The organism is Streptomyces sp. 378, assembly GCF_030124145.1.
Lineage (GTDB): Bacteria > Actinomycetota > Actinomycetes > Streptomycetales > Streptomycetaceae > Streptomyces.
On the sequence record NZ_JASKMS010000007.1, the window covers coordinates 247,740 to 266,899 of the forward strand.

Below are 19,160 nucleotides of genomic sequence, written 5' to 3' on the forward strand. Positions count from 1 at the left end.
CGCCTTGTCCGGGGTGGACATGGCAGTCTCGTGGACCGGTGCCCACGACCCGGCCGTGTAAGCGGTGAACTCCCCAGGGGAGGGCGTTAGATTGGCTCGCTGATGGTGGACGGAGCGGCTGGTCAGGGGGCAGGGGCGATGGACAGCGACGGGACGCAGGACCCGCGGGGTACGCATGCGAGTCCCGTGCCGCGTCCGGCGGGGCCGCCGGAGGTGCCGGCGATGCCTCCGCGGCCGCCGCGGGCACCGGTGACACCGCCGCTGCCGGACGGGTCGGCCTTCCTCGCCTGGCTGCGCGCGCCGCGGCCCGACGCCGCGCCGGGGGTGTGGCGGTTCGGGCACCGGCCTCGGCCGGCGGAGGAACCCGAGGAGATCCCCACCCGGCAGCTGCTGAGCGGCGCGCTGATCGCCTTCCTCGTGGGATGGCTGATCTGGTCGCTGCTGCAGAACGGCTACCTCGGTACCTGGTGGTGGGTGCCGTTCGACCTGATCGTCCCCGACGCCTGGCGGGGCGGCGACAGCGACCTCGGCGAGACCGGGACGTTCATCGTCTACCAGGGGTACGAGCTGCTCGTCGCCCTGGCGATCATGGTCGGGGCGGCCCGGCTCGGCCGCTGGGGCGAGCTGTGGCGCCGATTCGTCACCCCCCGCTTCCGCCGGCCGGAGGCCCAGGAGGCCCGGACGGCCCCCGAGGACGACCCGGCCCAGTGGAACGAGCTGCGCGCGGCCGGGGCCGTCGACGCCGCCGAGCGGCTCGCCGCCGAGGCCCGGTCCGGGCTGATGCGGGACGTCGACCACGCCCGGATCATGCGCGCCTGGCAGGGCGTGCGCACCGGACGGCACAGCCTCGCCACCTTCAGCGGCGCCGTGCTCAAGGACGGCGCCGCCGCCTGCCTGCACCCCTCCGGGGAGCGCGACCTGCCCGCCCGGCTCGCCCGGCACGACCTCGTCACCGGCCAGGTACGGCTCGGGACCACGGTGGACGACGCCCGCAACCCCTACGGCTACCGCGGTACCGGCCTCGCCCTCGGGCCCGACCTGCTCGGCACCTCGCTCGTGGCCGTCGGCCCCGCCGGGTCCGGCAAGACCGGCACCGTCGTGCGGCCCCTGGCCGAGTCGCTGTGCCTGCACGCCCTCGCCGGACGGGCCGCCGTGGTCGTCGTCGGGGCGGCCGGGGCGGGGCTGGGACCGGCCGACGCCTACGACGTGGTCGTGCGGATCGGGAACCAGGAGTCCGAGTACGACCTCGATCTGTACGGCGGCACCACCGACCCGGACGAGGCCGCGGCCGTGCTCGCCGAAGCGCTCGTCGGGGACCTCGCCGATCCGCACCCCGGCAGCGACAGCCGCCGGTCCACCACCGTCCTCGCCCAGCTGCTCGGGCCGTTCCGGGCCGTGCACGGGCGCTTCCCCTCCGTACCGGAGCTGCGGCAGCTGCTCGACGGCGCGCCGGGGCCGTTCACCGCGCTGCGGCGGGGGCTCCAGGAGGCCGGGCAGGAGTCGCTGCTGCGCGAGCTGGACGCCCGGGAGCGGCAGATGGGGCAGCCCGGGGACGTCGGCGGGGTGCTCGGCGACCGCGTCGCGCTGCTGGACCGGCCCGCCTTCACCGGGTTCTTCGACACCTCCGGGCAGTCCCGGCCCTTCACGCTCAAGGCCCTCGACCATCCGGTGCGGGTGCGCATCGACCTGCCCCAGCGCGGGCACGCCGACGCCTCCCGGATGCTCGCCCGGCTGGTGCTCGCGCAGTTCACGGCGAGTGTCGCGGTACGCGAGGACCGGTCGCTGTTCGCCTGCCTGCTGCTGGACGACGCCACGGGAGTGGTGACGCCCGAGGCGGTGCGCGGCATCCAGCGGCTGCGGTCCGGCAACGCCGGGGTCGTGCTCACCCTGCGGTCCCTGGACGACGTGGCCCGGCCGCTGCGCGGGCCGCTGCTCGGGGCGACCGGCTGCCGGATGGCGCTGTCGGGGCTCACCCCCTGGGACGGGCAGGACTTCGCCGAGGTGTGGGGCAAGGAGTGGACCGAGGCCCGCGACGTCACGGACCGGCAGATCATCGCCGAGACCCCGGCGGGCAAGGCCGTGCACATGCTGCGCCGGGTGATCACCGGCAAGGCCCCGACCGCGCGGGCGGTGACCGTGCGGCAGGTCGAGCGGGAGCGCTGGTCCGCCTCCGAGCTGGCGCACGCCGTGCCGGCGGGGCACGCGGTGCTGTCCCTGACCGACGTCAAGGGCGAGCACGCGCCACCGCTGCTCGTCGATCTGCGGGGCTGACCCGCCCGTGCGGGTACGCGGGGACCGTACGGTGAGGCAGAATCGTCACAGGTCGTTCATACGCGGCGGCCAAAAGACCACAGCGATCACACCGCCCTGACGCAGAAGGCCTCATGCCCCCGACGCTCGCCTCGCTCGTCCACCACTCCGCGCTGAAACTGACCGTGCGGGCGGGCCGGGACCGTCTCGACGTGCCGGTCCGTTGGGCGCACCCCAGCGAGCTCGCCGACCCCGTGCCCTATATGGAGGGCGGGGAACTGCTGCTGGTCACCGCGCTCAAGCTGGACGCCGAGGACCCGGAGGCCATGCGCCGCTACGTCCGGCGGCTGACCGGGGCCGGAGTGGCCGGGCTCGGCTTCGCCGTCGGCGTCAACTACGAGGAGATCCCCAAGGCGCTCGTCGACGCGGCCGAGGAGGAGGGCCTGCCGCTGCTGGAGGTGCCGCGCCGCACGCCGTTCCTCGCCATCAGCAAGGCCGTGTCGGCCGCGATCGCCGCCGACCAGTACCGGGCCGTCACCGCCGGGTTCGCCGCCCAGCGCGAGCTGACCCGGCAGGCCCAGAGCGGCGGCCCCGAGGGGGTGCTGGCCGCGCTGGCCGCCCAGGTCGACGGATGGGCGGCGCTGTACGACGCCTCCGGCGCGGTCGTCGCCACGGCACCGGAGTGGGCGGTGCGGCGGGCCGCACGGCTCACCGGTGACGTGCAGAAGCTGCGGGACCGCCCCGCGCCCGCCTCGTCGGTGGTCGGCGGGCCGGAGAACGAGGACCGGGTCGAGCTGCACACCCTCGGCACCGGCCGGCGTCCCCGGGCGGCCCTCGCCGTCGGCACGGCCGCCGCCCCGGGTACCGCCGAGCGCTACGCCGTCCACTCGGCCATCGCGCTGCTGACGCTGACCACGGAACGCTCCGGCTCCCTCCAGGCGGCCGAGCAGCGGGTCGGTGCGGCGGTGCTGCGCATGCTGCTGGCCGGGGAGCCGGACCACGCCCGTGCGGTGGCCGGGGACCTGTACGGCGAGCTGCTGGACGCGCCGTTCCGGATGCTGGTCGCGGAGCGGGTGCCGGTGTCGGCATCGGCCGCGCTGGCCCGGGCCGAGGCCCGCAAGGGCGCCCCGGCCGTGGACCGGCCCTCGGCCGCCGCGCTCGCCGCGGCCGACACGGGCGGGGATCCCCTCGCGGCGCTCTCGGACGTCGTGGAGTCCGCGGCGGCCCGCGCCGGCGAGGCCGTGCTGGTGGTGCCGGAGGGGGAGCGGCTGGTGGTGCTGGCCGCGGACGGTGGTGCCGCCGCGTCGGCCTGCGGGGAGTACGCGGCAGCCCTGGAGACGGCCCGCGCCGGCATACGCGAGAAGGTGCCGGGCGGCGAGGAGGACGAACTGGTCGTGGGCCTGTCGGCACCCGCCGGACCCATCGCCGCGTCCGCCGCCTACAAGCAGGCCGAGCAGGCGCTGTCGGTGGCCCGGCGACGCGGGCGCGTCCTCGTGGAGCACGAGCGGATGGCGGCCGGATCGGTGCTGCCGCTGCTGGCGGACGACGCGGTGCGGGCCTTCGCCGACGGCATGCTGCGGCCGCTGTACGAGCACGACGCCACCGGCCGGGGGGACCTCGTCGCCTCCCTGCGCGCCTGGCTGTCCAAGCACGGCCAGTGGGACGCGGCGGCGGCCGACCTCGGCGTCCACCGGCACACCCTGCGCTACCGCATGCGCCGGGTCGAGGAGATCCTCGGCCGGTCCCTGGACGACCCGGACGTCCGGATGGAGCTGTGGCTGGCTCTGAAGGCCGTCGGCACCGAATAGCCAAACCGTAGTGTCCGCGTCCCTCACTGCTACGGCTCGGACAAACGCCCTTCGCTCATCTCGCACCTACCGTTGATCCCGTAGCTCAGGATCACCCCCGACGCCGAAGGGCCGGAACCCCTATGACCTCCACCCACGCCTTCTGGCTCGCCGGCCGCCAGGCCACCGGCGAGGACACCTTCGACGTCACGTCCCCGTGGGACGGGCGGCTCGTCGGCAGGGTCAGCGTGCCGACGGACGCGCAGGTCGAGGAGGCCGTGGCCGCCGCACACGCCGTTTCGGACGAGTTCGCCGCCACCCCGGCCCATGTCCGGGCCGCCGCCCTCGACCACGTCAGCAAGCGCCTCGCCGAGCGCACCGAGGAGATCGCGCAGCTGATCTCCGCCGAGAACGGCAAGCCCATGAAGTGGGCGCGCGGCGAGGTCGGACGGGCCGTGTCCGTGTTCCGGTTCGCGGCCGAGGAGGCCCGGCGCTTCAACGGCGGCGAGGCCCAGCGCCTCGACACCGACCTCGGCGGCCAGGGCCGGCTCGCCCTCACCCGCCGCTTCCCGAAGGGTGTCGTGCTCGGCATCGCGCCCTTCAACTTCCCGCTGAACCTCTGCGCCCACAAGGTCGCCCCGGCCATCGCCGCCGGCGCCCCGATCATCCTGAAGCCGGCCCCGGCGACCCCGCTGTCCGGCCTGATCATCGGCGACCTGCTGGCCGAGACCGAACTGCCGGCCGGCTCCTGGAGCATCCTGCCGGTCGCCAACGACAAGATGCCGGCCCTCGTGCGGGACGAGCGCCTGCCCGTGATCTCCTTCACCGGCTCCGAGAAGGTCGGTTACGCGATCATGGACTCGGTGCCGCGCAAGCACTGCACCCTGGAGCTGGGCGGCAACGGCGCGGCCGTCGTCCTCGCCGACTGGGCGAGCGACGAGGACCTGGAGTGGGCGGCGAACCGCATCGCCACCTTCTCCAACTACCAGGGCGGCCAGTCCTGCATCTCCGTGCAGCGGGTCATCGCCGACGCCTCCGTGTACGACCGGCTCCTGCCGCGCATCGTCGCCGCCGTCGAGGCCCAGGTCACCGGCGACCCGAGCGACGACAAGACCGACGTCGGCCCGCTGGTCAGCGAGGACGCCGCCCGGCGCGTCGAGACGTGGGTCCAGGAGGCCGTGGACGCCGGGGCGCGGCTGCTCACCGGCGGCAAGCGCGACGGCGCCTCGTACGCGCCGACCGTCCTGGCCGAGGTCCCGGCCGACGTCACGCTCTCCTGCGAGGAGGTCTTCGGGCCGGTCCTCACGGTGCAGCGGGCGGAGAGCGAGGCCGAGGCCTTCGCCGCCGTCAACGACTCCAAGTACGGCCTCCAGGCGGGTGTGTTCACCCACGACCTGCAGACCGCCTTCCGGGCCCACCGGGCTCTGGAGGTCGGCGGCGTCGTCATCGGCGACGTGCCGTCCTACCGCGCCGACCAGATGCCGTACGGCGGCGTCAAGCAGTCCGGTGTGGGCCGCGAGGGCGTGCGGTTCGCCATGGAGGACTACACCTATGAGCGCGTGCTGGTGCTGACCGGCATCACCCTCTAGTACATGGGAACCATTTCCATATAGTCTCGGCGAAGAGGCCCGGCACCGATGCCTTCCGGTGCCGGGCCTCTTCTTTACGTCGTCCTGCTCCGGACCCTCAACCGGAGAAGCCGACGTGCGCGAGCCGCAGTGGGCCGCGCAGCCTGAGGTGCACGTCGTGGACGCCGGCGGCGACGACGGACGCGCCGAGGGAGACATAGTCGTACGGGCCCGAGGTCGGTGCGGCGGGAGACAGCATCGCGAGGACCGGGCCGCCGTCGAGGGACAGCTCGACCGAGCCCTCACCGGCCACTTCCACCGTCACGCCGGAGATGCCGCGTCCGAAGTCACAGGCGCGATAGACCAGTTCGCCCGCCGCCGCGTCCACCGGCGTCACCGCGTCGCCCGACACCTTCGTCCGGTCGACGATCTCGACGCCGCTCTGCTCGTCGAAGCCGGCCGCGGCCAGACCACCCGCGACGACCGCGCGCGGCAGGGTCGGTTCGCCGTCCAGCGTGACGGTCGACCGCAGCCGGACGTCCTCGCTGGACGCCCCGGCCAGCAGCTCGTACCCGCCCGGCTCCACGCGCCACCGGCCCTGAGCGACGTCCCAGAATCCGAAGGCGTCCACCGGGACCTCGAAGTCCAGCTCGGCCGTCGCCCCCGGGGCGAGGGTGACGCGACGGTGGTCCAGCAGCTCGCGGCGCGGACGCGGCACGGACGCCTCGACGGCCCGGCCGTAGAGCTGCGCCACCTCGTCGGCGATGAGGTCACCGGTGTTGGTGACGGAGAAGGAGACCCGCACCGTCGCGTCCTCGACCCGGGCCGTCAGACCGCCGTACGCGAACGACGCGTACGACAGGCCGTGCCCGAAGGGGTACAGGGGCGTCCCCTCGAAGTAGAGGTACGTCTGGCGGGCGCCGATCACGTCGTAGTCGAGGAGATCCGGAAGGTCGGAGTCGTCGGCGTACCAGGTCTGCGGGAGGCGGCCGGCGGGGGAGACGTCGCCGGCCAGGACGCGGGCCAGGGCGATGCCGCCCGCCTGGCCGCCGTGCGCGGTCCACAGCACGGCGGGCAGCTCGGCCGCGTCGACGGCGTACGGGTAGGCGGAGACCAGCGCCAGCACGGTGGCCGGGTTCGCCGCGCGGGCCGCCCGCAGCAGCCGCTCCTGCTGTCCGGGCAGGCGCAGGGTCGTGCGGTCCTCGGTCTCGCGGCCGTTGATGTGCGGGTCGTTGCCCGCGACCACCACGACCACGTCGGCCCCCGCGGCGGCACGCGCCACCGCCTCCTCGCCGCGCTCGGTGACGACCAGTTCGAAGACCTCGGGATCTTCGTCGGCAACCTTCACGCCGTCGGCGGCGACACACACGTGGCGACCCGTTCCCAGGTGCTTCAGGAGGTGCCCGTCCCCGTGCGGTTCCAGGCGGAACGTCTCCTGGACGACCCAGCCGCCCGGCTGGTCCGCGGAGGCTCGCAGGTAGCCGTCCTCGGCGACCGACAGGTAGCGGCCGTCGGGAGCGCGCAGGGTCAGTACGCCCTCACCCCAGTCGACCAGCGCCAGCTCGGTGCCGGTCGCGTCGGTGGCGAGCGGGGGCAGGTCCGTGCGGCCCGCGAGCAGCGCCGGGTCGAGCGCGCCCTCGGCCCCGCGCACCTCGTCGGCGGCCTCCTCGGCCACCGGCACGTGCAGGAACGCGCCCGCGGAGGTCTTCAGCCGGACCCGGTCCACCCCCTCGGCGAACTCCACCCGGTCCGCGCCGAACCGCTCGTACAGGCCTTCCAGCGGGGTCGAGCGGTGGATGAGCGTGCCGCTGTACCAGTCGAGCTTGCACTCGTCGGCGAGCAGCCCGACCACCGCGATCCGGGCGTCCGGGGCGAGCGGCAGTGCCCCTTCGTTCTTGAGCAGCACGATCGCCTGCTCGGCGGCCTCCTGGGCGAGGGCGCGATGCGCCGGGGTGTCGAACGCGGCGGTCGCCTCGTGCGGATCGTCCTGCGGGTCGAACTCGCCCAGCCGGAAGCGGACCGAGAGCTGCCGGCGGACGGCCGCGTCGAGATCGGCCTCGGTGAGAAGTCCGCGCTCCAGGGCACCGCGCAGCCGCCCGATCATCTGCGAGGAGTCCGTGCCGTGGTCGGTGAAGCTGTCGACACCCGCGACGAGGGAAGCGGCGGTGGCTTCCTCATGGGTGTCGAAGTAGTGCTCGGAGTCGACCAGGTTGCTCGGCGCCCCCGCGTCCGAGCAGACCAGCAACTCCTCGTCGGTCCAGGTCCGCAGGTGCTCGGACAGGTACGGGGAGACGTGGTTGGGACGGCCGTTGACCAGGTTGTAGGCCGGCATCACCCCGGCCACCGCCCCCGCCTCGACCGTCTCGCGGAAGGCCCGCAGGTCGTACTCGTGCAGCACGCGCGGACGCACCGAGCTCGACGCCGTGGAACGGTCCGTCTCGTTGTTGTGGGCCAGCCAGTGCTTCAGCACCGGCGCGGTGCGCCAGTAGGTCGGATGATCGCCGCGCAGACCGTGCGTGTAGGCCGTGGCGATCGCCGAGGTGAGCTTCGGATCCTCCGAGTAGCCCTCCTCGTTGCGCCCCCACAGGGGGTGGCGCAGCAGGTTGACCGTCGGGGCCCAGACGTTGAGGCCGACCCGGTCGTCCTTGGCGCGCATCGCCCGGACCTCCTTGGACACCGCGTCGCCCACGCGCCGCACCAGCTCCGGGTTCCAGGTGGCGCCGAGGCCGACCGCCTGCGGGAACACGGTCGCCGGGCCCATCCACGCCACGCCGTGCAGGGCCTCCTGCCCGGTACGGAAGGCGGCGACACCGAGCCGCTCCACGGCGGGCGCGAACTGGTGCAGGAACGCGGTCTTCTCCTCGATCGTGAGCCGCGACAGGAGGTCGTCGATCCGCTCCGCGAACGGCAGGCGCGGATCGCGGAACGGCGGCATGGGCGGCGGGTGTGCGGTCACGTGGGAATCCCTTTGCGATGGAGCGGCGAGGCGCTTTCGAAGCGCTTCGATGCTCATTCGACGTGGGGGCGGGTGTCAAGAGACCTCGGCACAACAACTCGCGCCATTCGGCGGCAATCCAAGCGGCATATGTGGCAGGTCGCGATCGTGCATACCTCGGAGGAATCTTGGAATCGCCCCCTTGTGCGCCCCTGGGTGTTCACTTAACCTCGCAGCAACATCGAAGCGCTTCGACTGTGAAGTCCGCCACCAGGTGGTGCGCATTCCTCCTCACGCGTCGGAGTATCGCTTCGGCTCAGCCAGTTCCACTCAAGACACCGCAGCCGACGGCCCACCGCCGGGTGTCCTGGTGCGCCATGAAGGGTTGACGCAATGACGCCGAACGCCGCCTCCGCCTCCTCCGGACCGAGCCGGAGAAGTTTCCTCGCCTCCACGGCGGTCGCCACCGCAGCGGTGGCGGGGGGGATGCCGCTGCTTGCCGCGTGTGGCGGTGGTCAGGAGGGACAGAAGGACGGGGCCACGTCCGGGAAGGACGCGGAGAAGCTCCTTCCGGCGTTCGTGGCGTCCAGCGTCGTGGCGCCGGACATCCCCGCCAAGAACGGCTCGGCGGCCGGCTTCACCAAGGCGATCCCGACGGCCGACCTGAAGACCTCGGTGCCGAAGAAGCTCGGCAGCGGCGGCACGCTGAAGATCATGGCCCCGTTCTGGGGCACGCCGCCGAAGGGCGACAACCCCTACTACACCGCGATGAACGAGGCCATCGGCGTCAAGGTCGCCTGGCAGAACCAGGACGGCGTCACCTACGACCAGAAGCTCGGCGCGGTCCTCGCCTCCAGTGACATCCCCGACGCCGTGGTGGTGCCCGGCTGGAACCTGAACGGCCGGATCCCCAGCGCCGTCAACGCCAAGTTCGCCGACCTCGGCCCCTACCTGTCGGGCGACAAGGTCAAGGAGTACCCGAACCTCGCGGCCGTCCCCACCGAGGCCTGGCAGCGCGGCATCTTCGGCGGCAAGCTGCGCGCGATCCCGATGCCCGGCTCCTACGTCACCGACATCGCGCCCCTGTACCGCAGGGACCTCTTCAAGAAGAAGGGCTACAGCGTCCCCAAGAGCCCGGACGAGTTCCTGTCCTGGGCCAAGGAGGCCACCGACGCCAGGTCGAAGCTCTGGGCCTGCGACGACATGAAGTGGACGGCGTTCAACGTCTTCGGCGTCCTGCCGGGCAGCGACAAGGCGCTGTGGTGGAACATGGACGGCGACAAGCTGATCAACCGCATCGAGACCGACGAGTACCTCGAAGCCCTGGAGTGGGTCCGCAAGCTCTACGCGGCCAAGGTGGTCCACCCGGACGCGGTCAACGGCAAGGCGGGCGGCACCTCGGGCAACCGCTTCACCGCCGGAGAGGTGCTGGTCTACAACAACAACATCTCCGACTGGTGGGGCAAGACGGCCGAGCAGGGCACCAGGGACTCGGACTTCGACATGGCCGCGTTCGACATCTTCGGCCCCGACGGCGGCGACCCCACGCTCTGGGCGGGCCAGCCGGCCAACATCTTCACCTTCATCAGCAACAAGGCCTCCGAGCAGCAGATCAAGGACTTCCTCGCCGTCTGCAACTTCTGCGCCGCCCCGTACGGCACCAAGGAGTTCATGCTCACCGCCTACGGCGTCGAGGGCACCGACTACGAGTTCAAGGGCGGCCTGCCCACCAAGACCCAGCAGGGCATCAACGAGGTCAACGGCGCCTTCGACTACACCGGCAACCCCGCCCCGTACATCGCCTACCCGGATCTTCCCGACGTCACCCGGGGCATGGTCGAGTGGCAGCAGCGCATGGGCGCCTTCACCAAGAAGTCCTCCTTCTTCGGGCTGACCGTCACCGAGCCCAACCGCTGGGCCAACCTCGCCGACGACTTCGAGCAGCTGGAGGACGACGTCGTGCGCGGCCGCAAGAAGATCAGTGACGTGCAGCAGGCGGTCTCCGACTGGAAGAGCAAGGGCGGCGACGATCTGCGGGACTGGTACAAGAAGCTGCTCGACGACACCGGCTCGGCGAAGTGACCCGGGGCTGAAGCAAGGAGAAGGCCGTGTCGCACAGCACGGTGCCTCGGAGTGAGACCGAGGCGCAGACGAGCGCGAAGACTCCGGAGGGGTCCGGCACCGCCGGGCCCGCGCCCCGGGGCGAGAAGGTCTCCGGGAAGCTGAGTCTCCGGCTCAGATTCAAGCGTGACCGCACGCTGCTCCTGATGACGTTGCCGGCCGTGCTGCTGGTACTGGTCTTCAACTACATACCGATCCTCGGCAACGTGGTCGCCTTCCAGGACTACGACCCGTACCTCAGCGAAAACGGCTTCGTCGCCATCTTCGAGAGCCCCTGGATCGGCGTCGAGCAGTTCGAGCGGATCTTCGCGGACTCGGCCTTCTGGCACGCGGTGCAGAACACCTTCATGTTCTTCTTCCTCCAGCTGGTGCTGTACTTCCCGATCCCGATCCTGCTCGCGCTGCTCATCAACAGTGTGGTCAGGCCCCGGGTCCGGGCGGTCGCCCAGGCGGTCATGTACCTGCCGCACTTCTTCTCCTGGGTCCTGGTCGTCACGGTCTTCATGCAGATCTTCGGCGGCGCCGGCATCATCGCGCAGACGCTCCGCCAGCACGGCTACCAGGGCTTCGACCTGATGACCAACCCGGAGCTCTTCAAGTACCTGGTCACGTTCGAGACGATCTGGAAGGACGCCGGCTGGGGCATCATCGTCTTCCTCGCCGCGCTGTCGTCCGTCTCCAACGACCTGTACGAGGCCGCCGCCATGGACGGTGCCGGCCGCTGGCGGCGCATCTGGCACATCACCCTGCCCGCCCTGCGCCCGGTGATCGCCCTGCTGCTGGTGCTGCGCGTCGGCGATGCCCTCACCGTCGGGTTCGAGCAGTTCCTGCTCCAACGACAAGCCGTGGGACCGGGCGCCTCCGACGTCCTCGACACCTATGTGTGGTGGAACGGCATCCGCAACCAGGACTTCAGCTATGCCGCTGCCGCCGGCCTCGTCAAGGGCGTGGTGGGCCTGGCCCTGGTGCTGACCGCGAACAAGGTCGCCCATCTCATGGGCGAGCAGGGGGTGTACAAGAAATGAGCGCCGTCCTCGACAAGCCGGCCGGCGAGCAGCCGCCGGTGAAGAAGCCCAGCCCCTGGGCGGCCCCGCCTCGCCCGGCCTGGGAGGAGGAGCCGGCCAAGGCCGGGCTCGCGGGCAAGGGACTCGTCCTGGGCATCGCCTGCTTCTCGATCCTCTTCCCCCTGTGGATCGTCATCGTCACCAGTCTCCAGTCCAAGCAGACCATCGACGAGGCAGGTGGTCTGGTGGTGATCCCGAAGGGCATCACCTTCATCGCCTACCAGGAACTCCTCAGCGGCGGCCAGGTGCAGAGGGCCGCGCTGGTCAGCGTCGGTGTGACGCTGGTCGGCACGCTGTTCAGCATGACCGTCTCGGTCCTGTGCGCCTACGGTCTCTCCCGCGTCGGCTCGCTCGGCCACCGTTGGATCCTGATGGCCCTGCTCGCGACGATGTTCTTCGGCGCGGGGCTGATCCCGACCTACCTGCTGGTGCAGGCCCTCGGCCTGACCGACACCTACCTGGCGCTGATCCTGCCCAGTGCGGTGAGCGTCTTCAACATCCTGGTGCTGCGCGCGTTCTTCATGAACATCTCCCAGGAACTGATCGACAGCGCCCGCATCGACGGCGCGGGCGACTGGCGCATCCTGTGGAAGATCGTGATGCCGCTCTCGCGGGCGGTCCTCGCGGTGATCGCGCTCTTCTACGCGGTCGGCTACTGGAGCGCCTGGTTCAACGCGTCGATCTACCTGACCGACCAGGACATGATGCCGCTGCAGAACGTGATGATCCAGCTGGTCCAGAAGCAGGAACGCCCGGTCGGTCTCGCCGCCCAGGTCAACACCGGGGAACTTTCCGCCCTCGCCCTCCAGATGGCCGTCATGGTGATGGCCCTCCTGCCGGTCGCAGTCCTCTCTCCCTTCGTCCAGAAGCACTTCAAGAAGGGCATGCTCACCGGCGCGGTGAAGGGCTGACGCCCTGACGGATCACGGGCGGGGAACAGCTGTCATCGGTCGGCCGCGGGGTCGTCGTGGCTGTTCCGCAGGCGGCTCCGCCTGCGGAACAGCCACGCCCCTCAGCACGCTTCACTCTCCCCCTTCCGAGAACAACGAGGTATGTCATGTGCACGTCCCCCCTCAGCAGACGAGCCGTTCTCGCCGGGACCGCGGCCGCGGCCGCGCTCACCAGCGTCCCGTTCCTCCCGGCGCGCTCGTACGCCGCCGAGAGCGCGCCCGGCGCCGCCACCTCCGCCTACCGCTGGCGCACCGCGGTCATGGGCGGCACCGGCTTCGTCACCGGTGTCCTCTTCCACCCCTCGGTCCGCGGTCTCGCCTACGCCCGGACCGACATCGGCGGTGCCTACCGCTGGGACGACCGGACCGACCGGTGGATCCCGCTGACCGACCACATCGGCTGGGACGACTGGAACCTGCTCGGTGTGGAGGCCATGGCCGTCGATCCGGCCCATCCGAACCGGCTGTACCTCGCTCTGGGTACGTACGCGCAGTCCTGGGCCGGCAACGGGGCGGTGCTGCGGTCCGAGGACCGGGGCGCCACCTGGAAGCGCACCGACCTCACGGTGAAGCTCGGGGCCAACGAGGACGGGCGCGGGTGCGGTGAGCGGCTGCTCGTCGACCCGTGCAACAGCGACACCCTGTGGCTCGGCACCCGCCACGACGGGCTGCTCAAGTCGACCGACCGAGGGGCCACGTGGCAGGCCGCGAGCTTCCCGGCCGCGCCGAGCGCCACCGGCCAGGGCATCACGCTCCTCGTCGCCGCGGGCCGCACCGTCTACGCCGGCTGGGGCGACTCCGACGGTACCTCCGCGAACCTCTACCGAACCTCCGACGGCACCACCTGGAAGGCCGTCCCCGGGCAGCCCGAGGGCACCGCCGCCAAGGTCCCGGTGCGGGCCGCGTACGACCGGCACACGCGCGAGCTGTACGTGACGTACGCCAACGCTCCCGGCCCGAACGGGCAGTCCGACGGCAGTGTGCACAAACTGCGGACGACGAACGGGAAGTGGACCGAGGTCACTCCGGTCAAGCCCGGCGGGCCGACGAGCGACGGCGGGACCGACTCCTTCGGCTACGGCGGTGTCGCCGTCGACGCCCGTCGGCCCGGCACGCTCGTCGTCTCCACCAACAACCGCTGGTCGCTGATCGACACCCTGTACCGGAGCACCGACGGCGGCCGCACCTGGACGTCCCTGAAGGACACGGCCGTCCTCGACGTCTCCGAGACGCCGTTCCTCACGTTCGGCGCCGACAAGCCCAAGTTCGGCTGGTGGATCCAGGCCGTCGGCCTCGACCCCTACGACTCGCGGCACATCGTCTACGGCACCGGCGCGACTCTCTACGGCACGCGGGACCTGAGGAACTGGGCCCCGCAGATCCGTGGACTGGAGGAGACGTCCGTGCGCCAGCTGATCTCGCCTCCGACCGGGGAGGCACATCTGATCAGCGGGAACGGGGACATCGGCGTGATGTACCACGAGTCGCTCACGGCATCGCCCTCGCGCGGCATGGCGTCGAACCCGGTGTTCGGCTCGGCGACGGGACTCGCCCAGGCCGCGGCCAAGCCGGCGTACGTCGTCCGGTCCGGCTGGGGCGACCGCGGCAACGGCGCCTACTCGAACGACGGCGGCAAGACCTGGGCGCCCTTCAAGGCACAGCCCGCCATCGCCAAGGACGCGCCGGGGCCGATCGCCGCCAACGCCGACGGCAGCGTGCTGCTGTGGTCCTTCTCGCACTGGGACGGCACCAGGTACCCGGCCCACCGCTCGGCGGACAACGGCGCCACCTGGACCGAGGTCACCTCCTACCCGAAGGGCGCCGCCCCGGTCGCGGACCCGGTCGATCCGAAGCGCTTCTACGCCTTCGACACCACCACCGGCACCCTCCACGCCAGCACCGACGGCGGCCGGACCTTCACCGCCCGGGCCACCGGCCTGAACTCGGGCGACACCGAGTTCCAGCTGGCCGCGGCGCCCGGACGGTCCGGAGACCTGTGGCTGAGCCTCAAGGGGAACGGGCTGTACCGCTCCACCGACGGTGGCGCGACCTTCACCAAGGTCGGCAGCTGCCGGTCCTCGTACGCCCTCGGTTTCGGCAAGGCCGCCCGGGGCGCCTCCTACCCGGCGGTCTACATGGTCGGCTCGACCGAGACCATCACGGCCGTGTACCGCTCCGACGACGAGGCGAAGACCTGGGTGCGGGTCAACGACGACCAGCACCAGTGGGGCTGGATCGGCGCGGCCATCACCGGCGACCCGCGTGTCCACGGCCGGGTCTACGTCGCCACCAACGGGCGTGGCGTCCAGTACGGGGAGCCCGCCTGATGCCCGACCTGCGTGACGCCGCCCGGGGCCGTCTCCTCTTCGGGGGCGACTACAACCCGGAGCAGTGGCCCGAGGAGACCTGGCACGAGGACGTCCGGCTGATGCAGGCCGCCGGCGTCAACTCGGTCACCCTCGGTGTCTTCTCCTGGTCGACGCTGGAACCGGAACCGGGCGCACGGGAATTCGGCTGGCTGGACACGCTGATGGACCTGATGCACGACAACGGCATCGGCGTCGTCCTCGCCACCCCGACCTCCGCGCCCCCGCCCTGGATGGGCCGGCTGCACCCCGACACCCTGCCGGTCACCGAGGAGGGCCGCACCGAGTGGTGGGGCGGCCGGCAGCACTTCTCGCACTCCAGCGCCACCTACCGGCGCTACGCCGCCGCCATCACCGAGGACCTGGCCGCCCGCTACGGCGGCCACCCGGCCCTCACCATGTGGCACATCAACAACGAGTACTGCACCTTCGACTACGGCGACGAGGCCGCGGCCGCCTTCCGCCGCTGGCTGCGGGAGAAGTACGGCACGCTCGACGCCCTCAACGAGGCCTGGGGCACCGCCTTCTGGAGCCAGGGCTACGACACCTGGGACGGCATCCTGCCGCCTCGCCTGCCGCACTACATGCGCAACCCCGGTCAGGTCCTGGACTTCCGGCGCTTCACCTCCGACATGCTCCTGGAGTGCTACACCGCCGAGCGGGACATCGTCCGCCGCCACACCCCGCACCTGCCGGTCACCAGCAACTTCATGCCGCTGTGGTTCGGGCAGGACGCGTGGCGCTGGGCGGAGGAGGAGGACGTCGTCTCCGTCGACCTCTACCCGGACCCGCGCGACCCGCTCGGCGCCCAGAACGGCGCTCTGGTCCAGGACATGACCCGCTCCCAGGCCCGGGGACCGTGGATGCTCATGGAGCAGGCCGCCGGGCCGGTCAACTGGCGGGGCGTGAACCACCCCAAGCCGCGCGGCCTCAACCGGCTGTGGTCCCTGCAGGCCGTGGCCCGGGGCGCCGACGCCGTCTGCTACTTCCAGTGGCGGCAGTCCCGGCAGGGCGCGGAGAAGTTCCACTCCGGCATGGTCAGCCACGCCGGGGAGGAGGGCCGGACGTACCAGGAGGTCAAGCAGCTCGGCGCGGACCTGGCGCGGATCGCCCCCGAGGTGACCGGCCGGCACCTCACCGCCGGCATCGCCGTGCTGCACGACTGGCACGCCTGGTGGGCCGGTGCCCAGGACGGCCGCCTGTCCAGCCAGGTGGAGTACCCGGACGTCCTGCGCGCCTGGCACCGGGCCCTGTGGCAGGCGCACCTCACCACCGACTTCGCCCACCCCGAGCACGACCTGACGCCGTACCCGGTGGTCGTGGTGCCGCAGCTGTACGCGCTCACCGACGCGGCGATCGACAACCTCCTCGCCTACGTACGGCAGGGCGGCACGCTGGTCTGCGGGTTCCTCACCGGTGTCGCCGACGAGGACGACCGGGTGCGCACCGGCGGCATGGACGCCCGGCTGCGGGAGCTGCTCGGCATCCGCACGCTGCACGAGTGGTGGCCGCTGGACGCGGGGGAGACCGTGGCGTGCGAGGGCTTCCGGGGCACGCTGTGGTCCGAGGAGATCGAGCCCGCCGACCCCGACGGCACGACCTGCTACAAGGGCGGCGAACTGGACGGCATGCCCGCCGTCCTGCGCAAGGGCCGGGCCTGGTACGTCTCCACGCTCCCCGAGCCCGAGGCCCTGCGCGATCTGCTGGCCCGGATCGCCGGTGACGCGGGCATCCGGCCGGTGCTCGACGGCCTCCCCGAGCAGGTCGAGGCCGTACGCCGGGGCGAGGTGCTGTTCGTGCTCAACCACGGCCGCGAGCCGGTGACCGTCGAGGTGCCCGGCACCCACCGGGACCTGCTGACCGGGACCGATGTCACCGACCGGATCACCCTGGGCCGCTACGGGGCGGCGGTACTCGGGCCATGACCGCCTCCGCCCCCGTCCACGGCACCTGGGAGCCGCACCCGGCCGCCCGCTGGGAGGACGCATTCCTCAGCGGCAACGGCCGGCACGGCGCCCTGGTGTTCGGCGACCCGCACGCCGAGCGGGTCGTCGTCACGCATCACACCCTGGTGCGGCCCAACGGCGGGGACCCCCGCCCACCCGAGCTCGCCGGTCGGCTGTCCGCCCTCCAGGACCGCCTCCTCGCGGGCGACACGACCGCCGCCGAGGACTTCACGGACGGCCGCCCGCACCAGTGGGTACAGCCCTTCCACCCCGCCTTCCAGGTCCGGCTGGACCGCGTCGCGGACACCACCCACGACTACCGCAGGGACGTCGACTTCACCACCGGCGAGGTGAGCGCGACCTGCGCGGGCTGGACCAGCCGCGTCTTCGTCTCCCGCGCCGACGACGTGATCGTCCAGCACGTCGTCGGACCCGCCCTCACCCTCGGCATCGGCCTCGACCCACGGCTGCCCGGCGCCCCCGCCCGTCTGGGCATCGGCCACGGAGCCGTCCTCACCCCCGAGGGCGCCCTGCTCAGCCTGCGCGCCCGCTACCCGGACAGCGACCAGGCCTGCACCGGCGTCACCCAGGTCACCGTGACCGGCGGCACCACCACCCTCGTGCCCCCGGGCGTGCACATCGTGGGCGCGCAGTCCGTGCTGCTGCTGACCCGGGTGCACCGGCACACCGGCGAACTGGACGTGGTCGCCGAGGGCCGTGCCCTGCGCGACCAGACCGGTGAGTACGACGAGCTCCTCGACCGCCACACCGCCCTGCACCGCACCGCCTACGAGCGCGTCACCCTCGACCTGGCCGCCAGTCCGGCCGAACGGGCCCTTCCCGGATCGGAGTTGCTCAAGCAGCCGCGCAGTACCGCCCTGCTGGAGCGCCTCTTCGCCGCCGGCCGCTACCACCTGCTCTCCGCGAGCGGCCTCTTCCCGCCCCGCCTGACCGGACTGTGGACCGGCGACTGGAACACCGCCTGGTCGGGCGCGTTCACCAATGACGCCAACCTCAACCTCCAGACGGCCTCCGCCGCTGCCGCCGCCCTCCCCGAGGTCACCGAGGCCCACGCGAACCTGATCGCCCGCCAGCTCCCCGACTGGCGCGACAACGCCCGCGCCGTCTTCGGCACCCGGGGCGTGGTCGCCCCCGCCCACACCGACGGCGAGTCCGGTCACTCCTACCACTACAACCGCGAGTACCCGCTGCACCTGTGGACCGCGGGCGCCGACTGGCTGCTCAAGCCGCTCGTCGACCACGACGAGACGTACGGCACCCGCGACCCGCGCACCGCCGCCGCACTCGCCGAAGTCGCCCGGTTCTACGAGGACTTCCTCACCAGGACGGACGACAACGGCCACCTCGTCGTCGTCCCGTCCTACTCACCCGAGAACCGTCCCGCCAACGCGAGCTGGGGCACCCTCAACGCCGCCATGGACCTCTCCGCGGCCCGCCACGCCCTGCGCACCGCCGCCGCCTACCACCCGGGCCCCGACGCCGACCGCTGGAACGCCCTCGCCGACCGACTGCCACCGCACCGGATCAACGAGGACGGAGCCTTGGCCGAATGGGCCTGGCCCGGCCTCGAGGACTCCTACGACCACCGCCACCTCAGCCACCTCTACGGCGTCTGGCCGCTCGACGAGATCACCCCCCACGACACCCCCGGACTCGCGGCCGCCGCGCACCGCGCCCTGGAACTGCGCGGCGCCGAGAACGACTCCGCGCACGGCCACCTCCACCACGCCCTCGTCGCGGCCCGGCTCCGGGACGCGGGCCGCGTCGCCCACGCCCTCGGCCAGGTCCTGGACGGCGACTTCTTCCATGCCTCCCTGATGAGCGCGCACTACCCCGGCCGCGACGTCTACAACGCCGACGCGGCGCACACCCTGCCCGCCGTGCTGATCGAGATGTTCGTGCAGTCGACCCCCGGCCGGCTGGTGCTGCTCCCCGCGCTGCCGGCGGCGTACCCCGGCGGCGCGCTGTGCGGAGTGCGCACGCGGTTCGGTGCCGAGCTGGACCTCACCTGGAGCCCGGACGGCCGGGTGACCGCCGCTCTCCGGCCGAGCCGTACCGTCCGCGTCGAACTCAGGACTTCCTCCGGTGCCGAGCCCCTCGACCTCGTCGCCGGAGAAGACCACGTCCTCACCGTGAGGGCGCGGTAATCCCC

Annotated in this window: 10 protein-coding genes; 9 read left to right on the plus strand and 1 reads right to left on the minus strand. The window is 72.2% G+C overall.

From position 1 onward, the window contains the following. The first annotated feature begins 138 nt into the window (after positions 1–138). The 3 genes from QNO09_RS13135 to QNO09_RS13145 all read left to right on the plus strand — a co-directional run bounded on the left by QNO09_RS13135 (position 139) and on the right by QNO09_RS13145 (position 5,626). Positions 139–2,271: an ATP-binding protein gene (locus tag QNO09_RS13135; RefSeq protein WP_283970310.1), complete on the plus strand. Its 2,133-nt coding sequence runs from the start codon at positions 139–141 to the stop codon at positions 2,269–2,271. A gap of 113 nt (positions 2,272–2,384) precedes the next feature. After that, the gene (locus QNO09_RS13140) at positions 2,385–4,058 is read left to right on the plus strand and encodes a PucR family transcriptional regulator (protein ID WP_283970311.1); all 1,674 of its coding nucleotides are present in this window, start codon (positions 2,385–2,387) and stop codon (positions 4,056–4,058) included. 122 nt (positions 4,059–4,180) lie between these two features. Beyond that, positions 4,181–5,626, plus strand: a complete 1,446-nt coding sequence (locus tag QNO09_RS13145) for an aldehyde dehydrogenase family protein (protein WP_283970312.1) — start codon at positions 4,181–4,183, stop codon at positions 5,624–5,626. Between the two features lie 97 nt (positions 5,627–5,723). Here the strand turns inward: QNO09_RS13145 and QNO09_RS13150 are convergent, their stop codons facing one another. Further along, positions 5,724–8,561, minus strand: coding sequence for a glycoside hydrolase family 3 C-terminal domain-containing protein (locus QNO09_RS13150; protein ID WP_283970313.1), 2,838 nt, complete (start codon positions 8,559–8,561; stop codon positions 5,724–5,726). Between the two features lie 372 nt (positions 8,562–8,933). On the opposite strand from QNO09_RS13150, the gene QNO09_RS13155 reads away from it, so the two are divergent. The 6 genes from QNO09_RS13155 to QNO09_RS13180 all read left to right on the plus strand — a co-directional run bounded on the left by QNO09_RS13155 (position 8,934) and on the right by QNO09_RS13180 (position 19,155). Then, the gene (locus QNO09_RS13155) at positions 8,934–10,622 is read left to right on the plus strand and encodes an extracellular solute-binding protein (RefSeq protein ID WP_283970314.1); all 1,689 of its coding nucleotides are present in this window, start codon (positions 8,934–8,936) and stop codon (positions 10,620–10,622) included. A gap of 26 nt (positions 10,623–10,648) precedes the next feature. Beyond that, positions 10,649–11,686 carry an ABC transporter permease gene (locus QNO09_RS13160; RefSeq protein WP_283970315.1) on the plus strand — a complete coding sequence of 346 codons (1,038 nt, stop codon included), beginning with the start codon at positions 10,649–10,651 and terminating at the stop codon, positions 11,684–11,686. Continuing rightward, entirely contained in the window at positions 11,683–12,636 is a 954-nt protein-coding gene (locus QNO09_RS13165; RefSeq protein WP_283970316.1) for a carbohydrate ABC transporter permease, read from the plus strand. Before QNO09_RS13160 ends, QNO09_RS13165 begins: the two co-directional genes overlap by 4 nt. Before the next feature lie 146 nt (positions 12,637–12,782). Further along, on the plus strand, positions 12,783–15,002 hold the full coding sequence (locus QNO09_RS13170; RefSeq protein WP_283970317.1) for a 1,4-beta-glucanase: 2,220 nt from the start codon (positions 12,783–12,785) through the stop codon (positions 15,000–15,002). Then, complete coding sequence (locus QNO09_RS13175) at positions 15,002–16,966, plus strand: beta-galactosidase (protein WP_283970318.1); 1,965 nt, start codon at positions 15,002–15,004, stop codon at positions 16,964–16,966. Before QNO09_RS13170 ends, QNO09_RS13175 begins: the two co-directional genes overlap by 1 nt. Further along, positions 16,963–19,155, plus strand: coding sequence for a glycosyl hydrolase family 95 catalytic domain-containing protein (locus QNO09_RS13180; RefSeq protein ID WP_283970319.1), 2,193 nt, complete (start codon positions 16,963–16,965; stop codon positions 19,153–19,155). Before QNO09_RS13175 ends, QNO09_RS13180 begins: the two co-directional genes overlap by 4 nt. Positions 19,156–19,160: the final 5 nt, after the last annotated feature.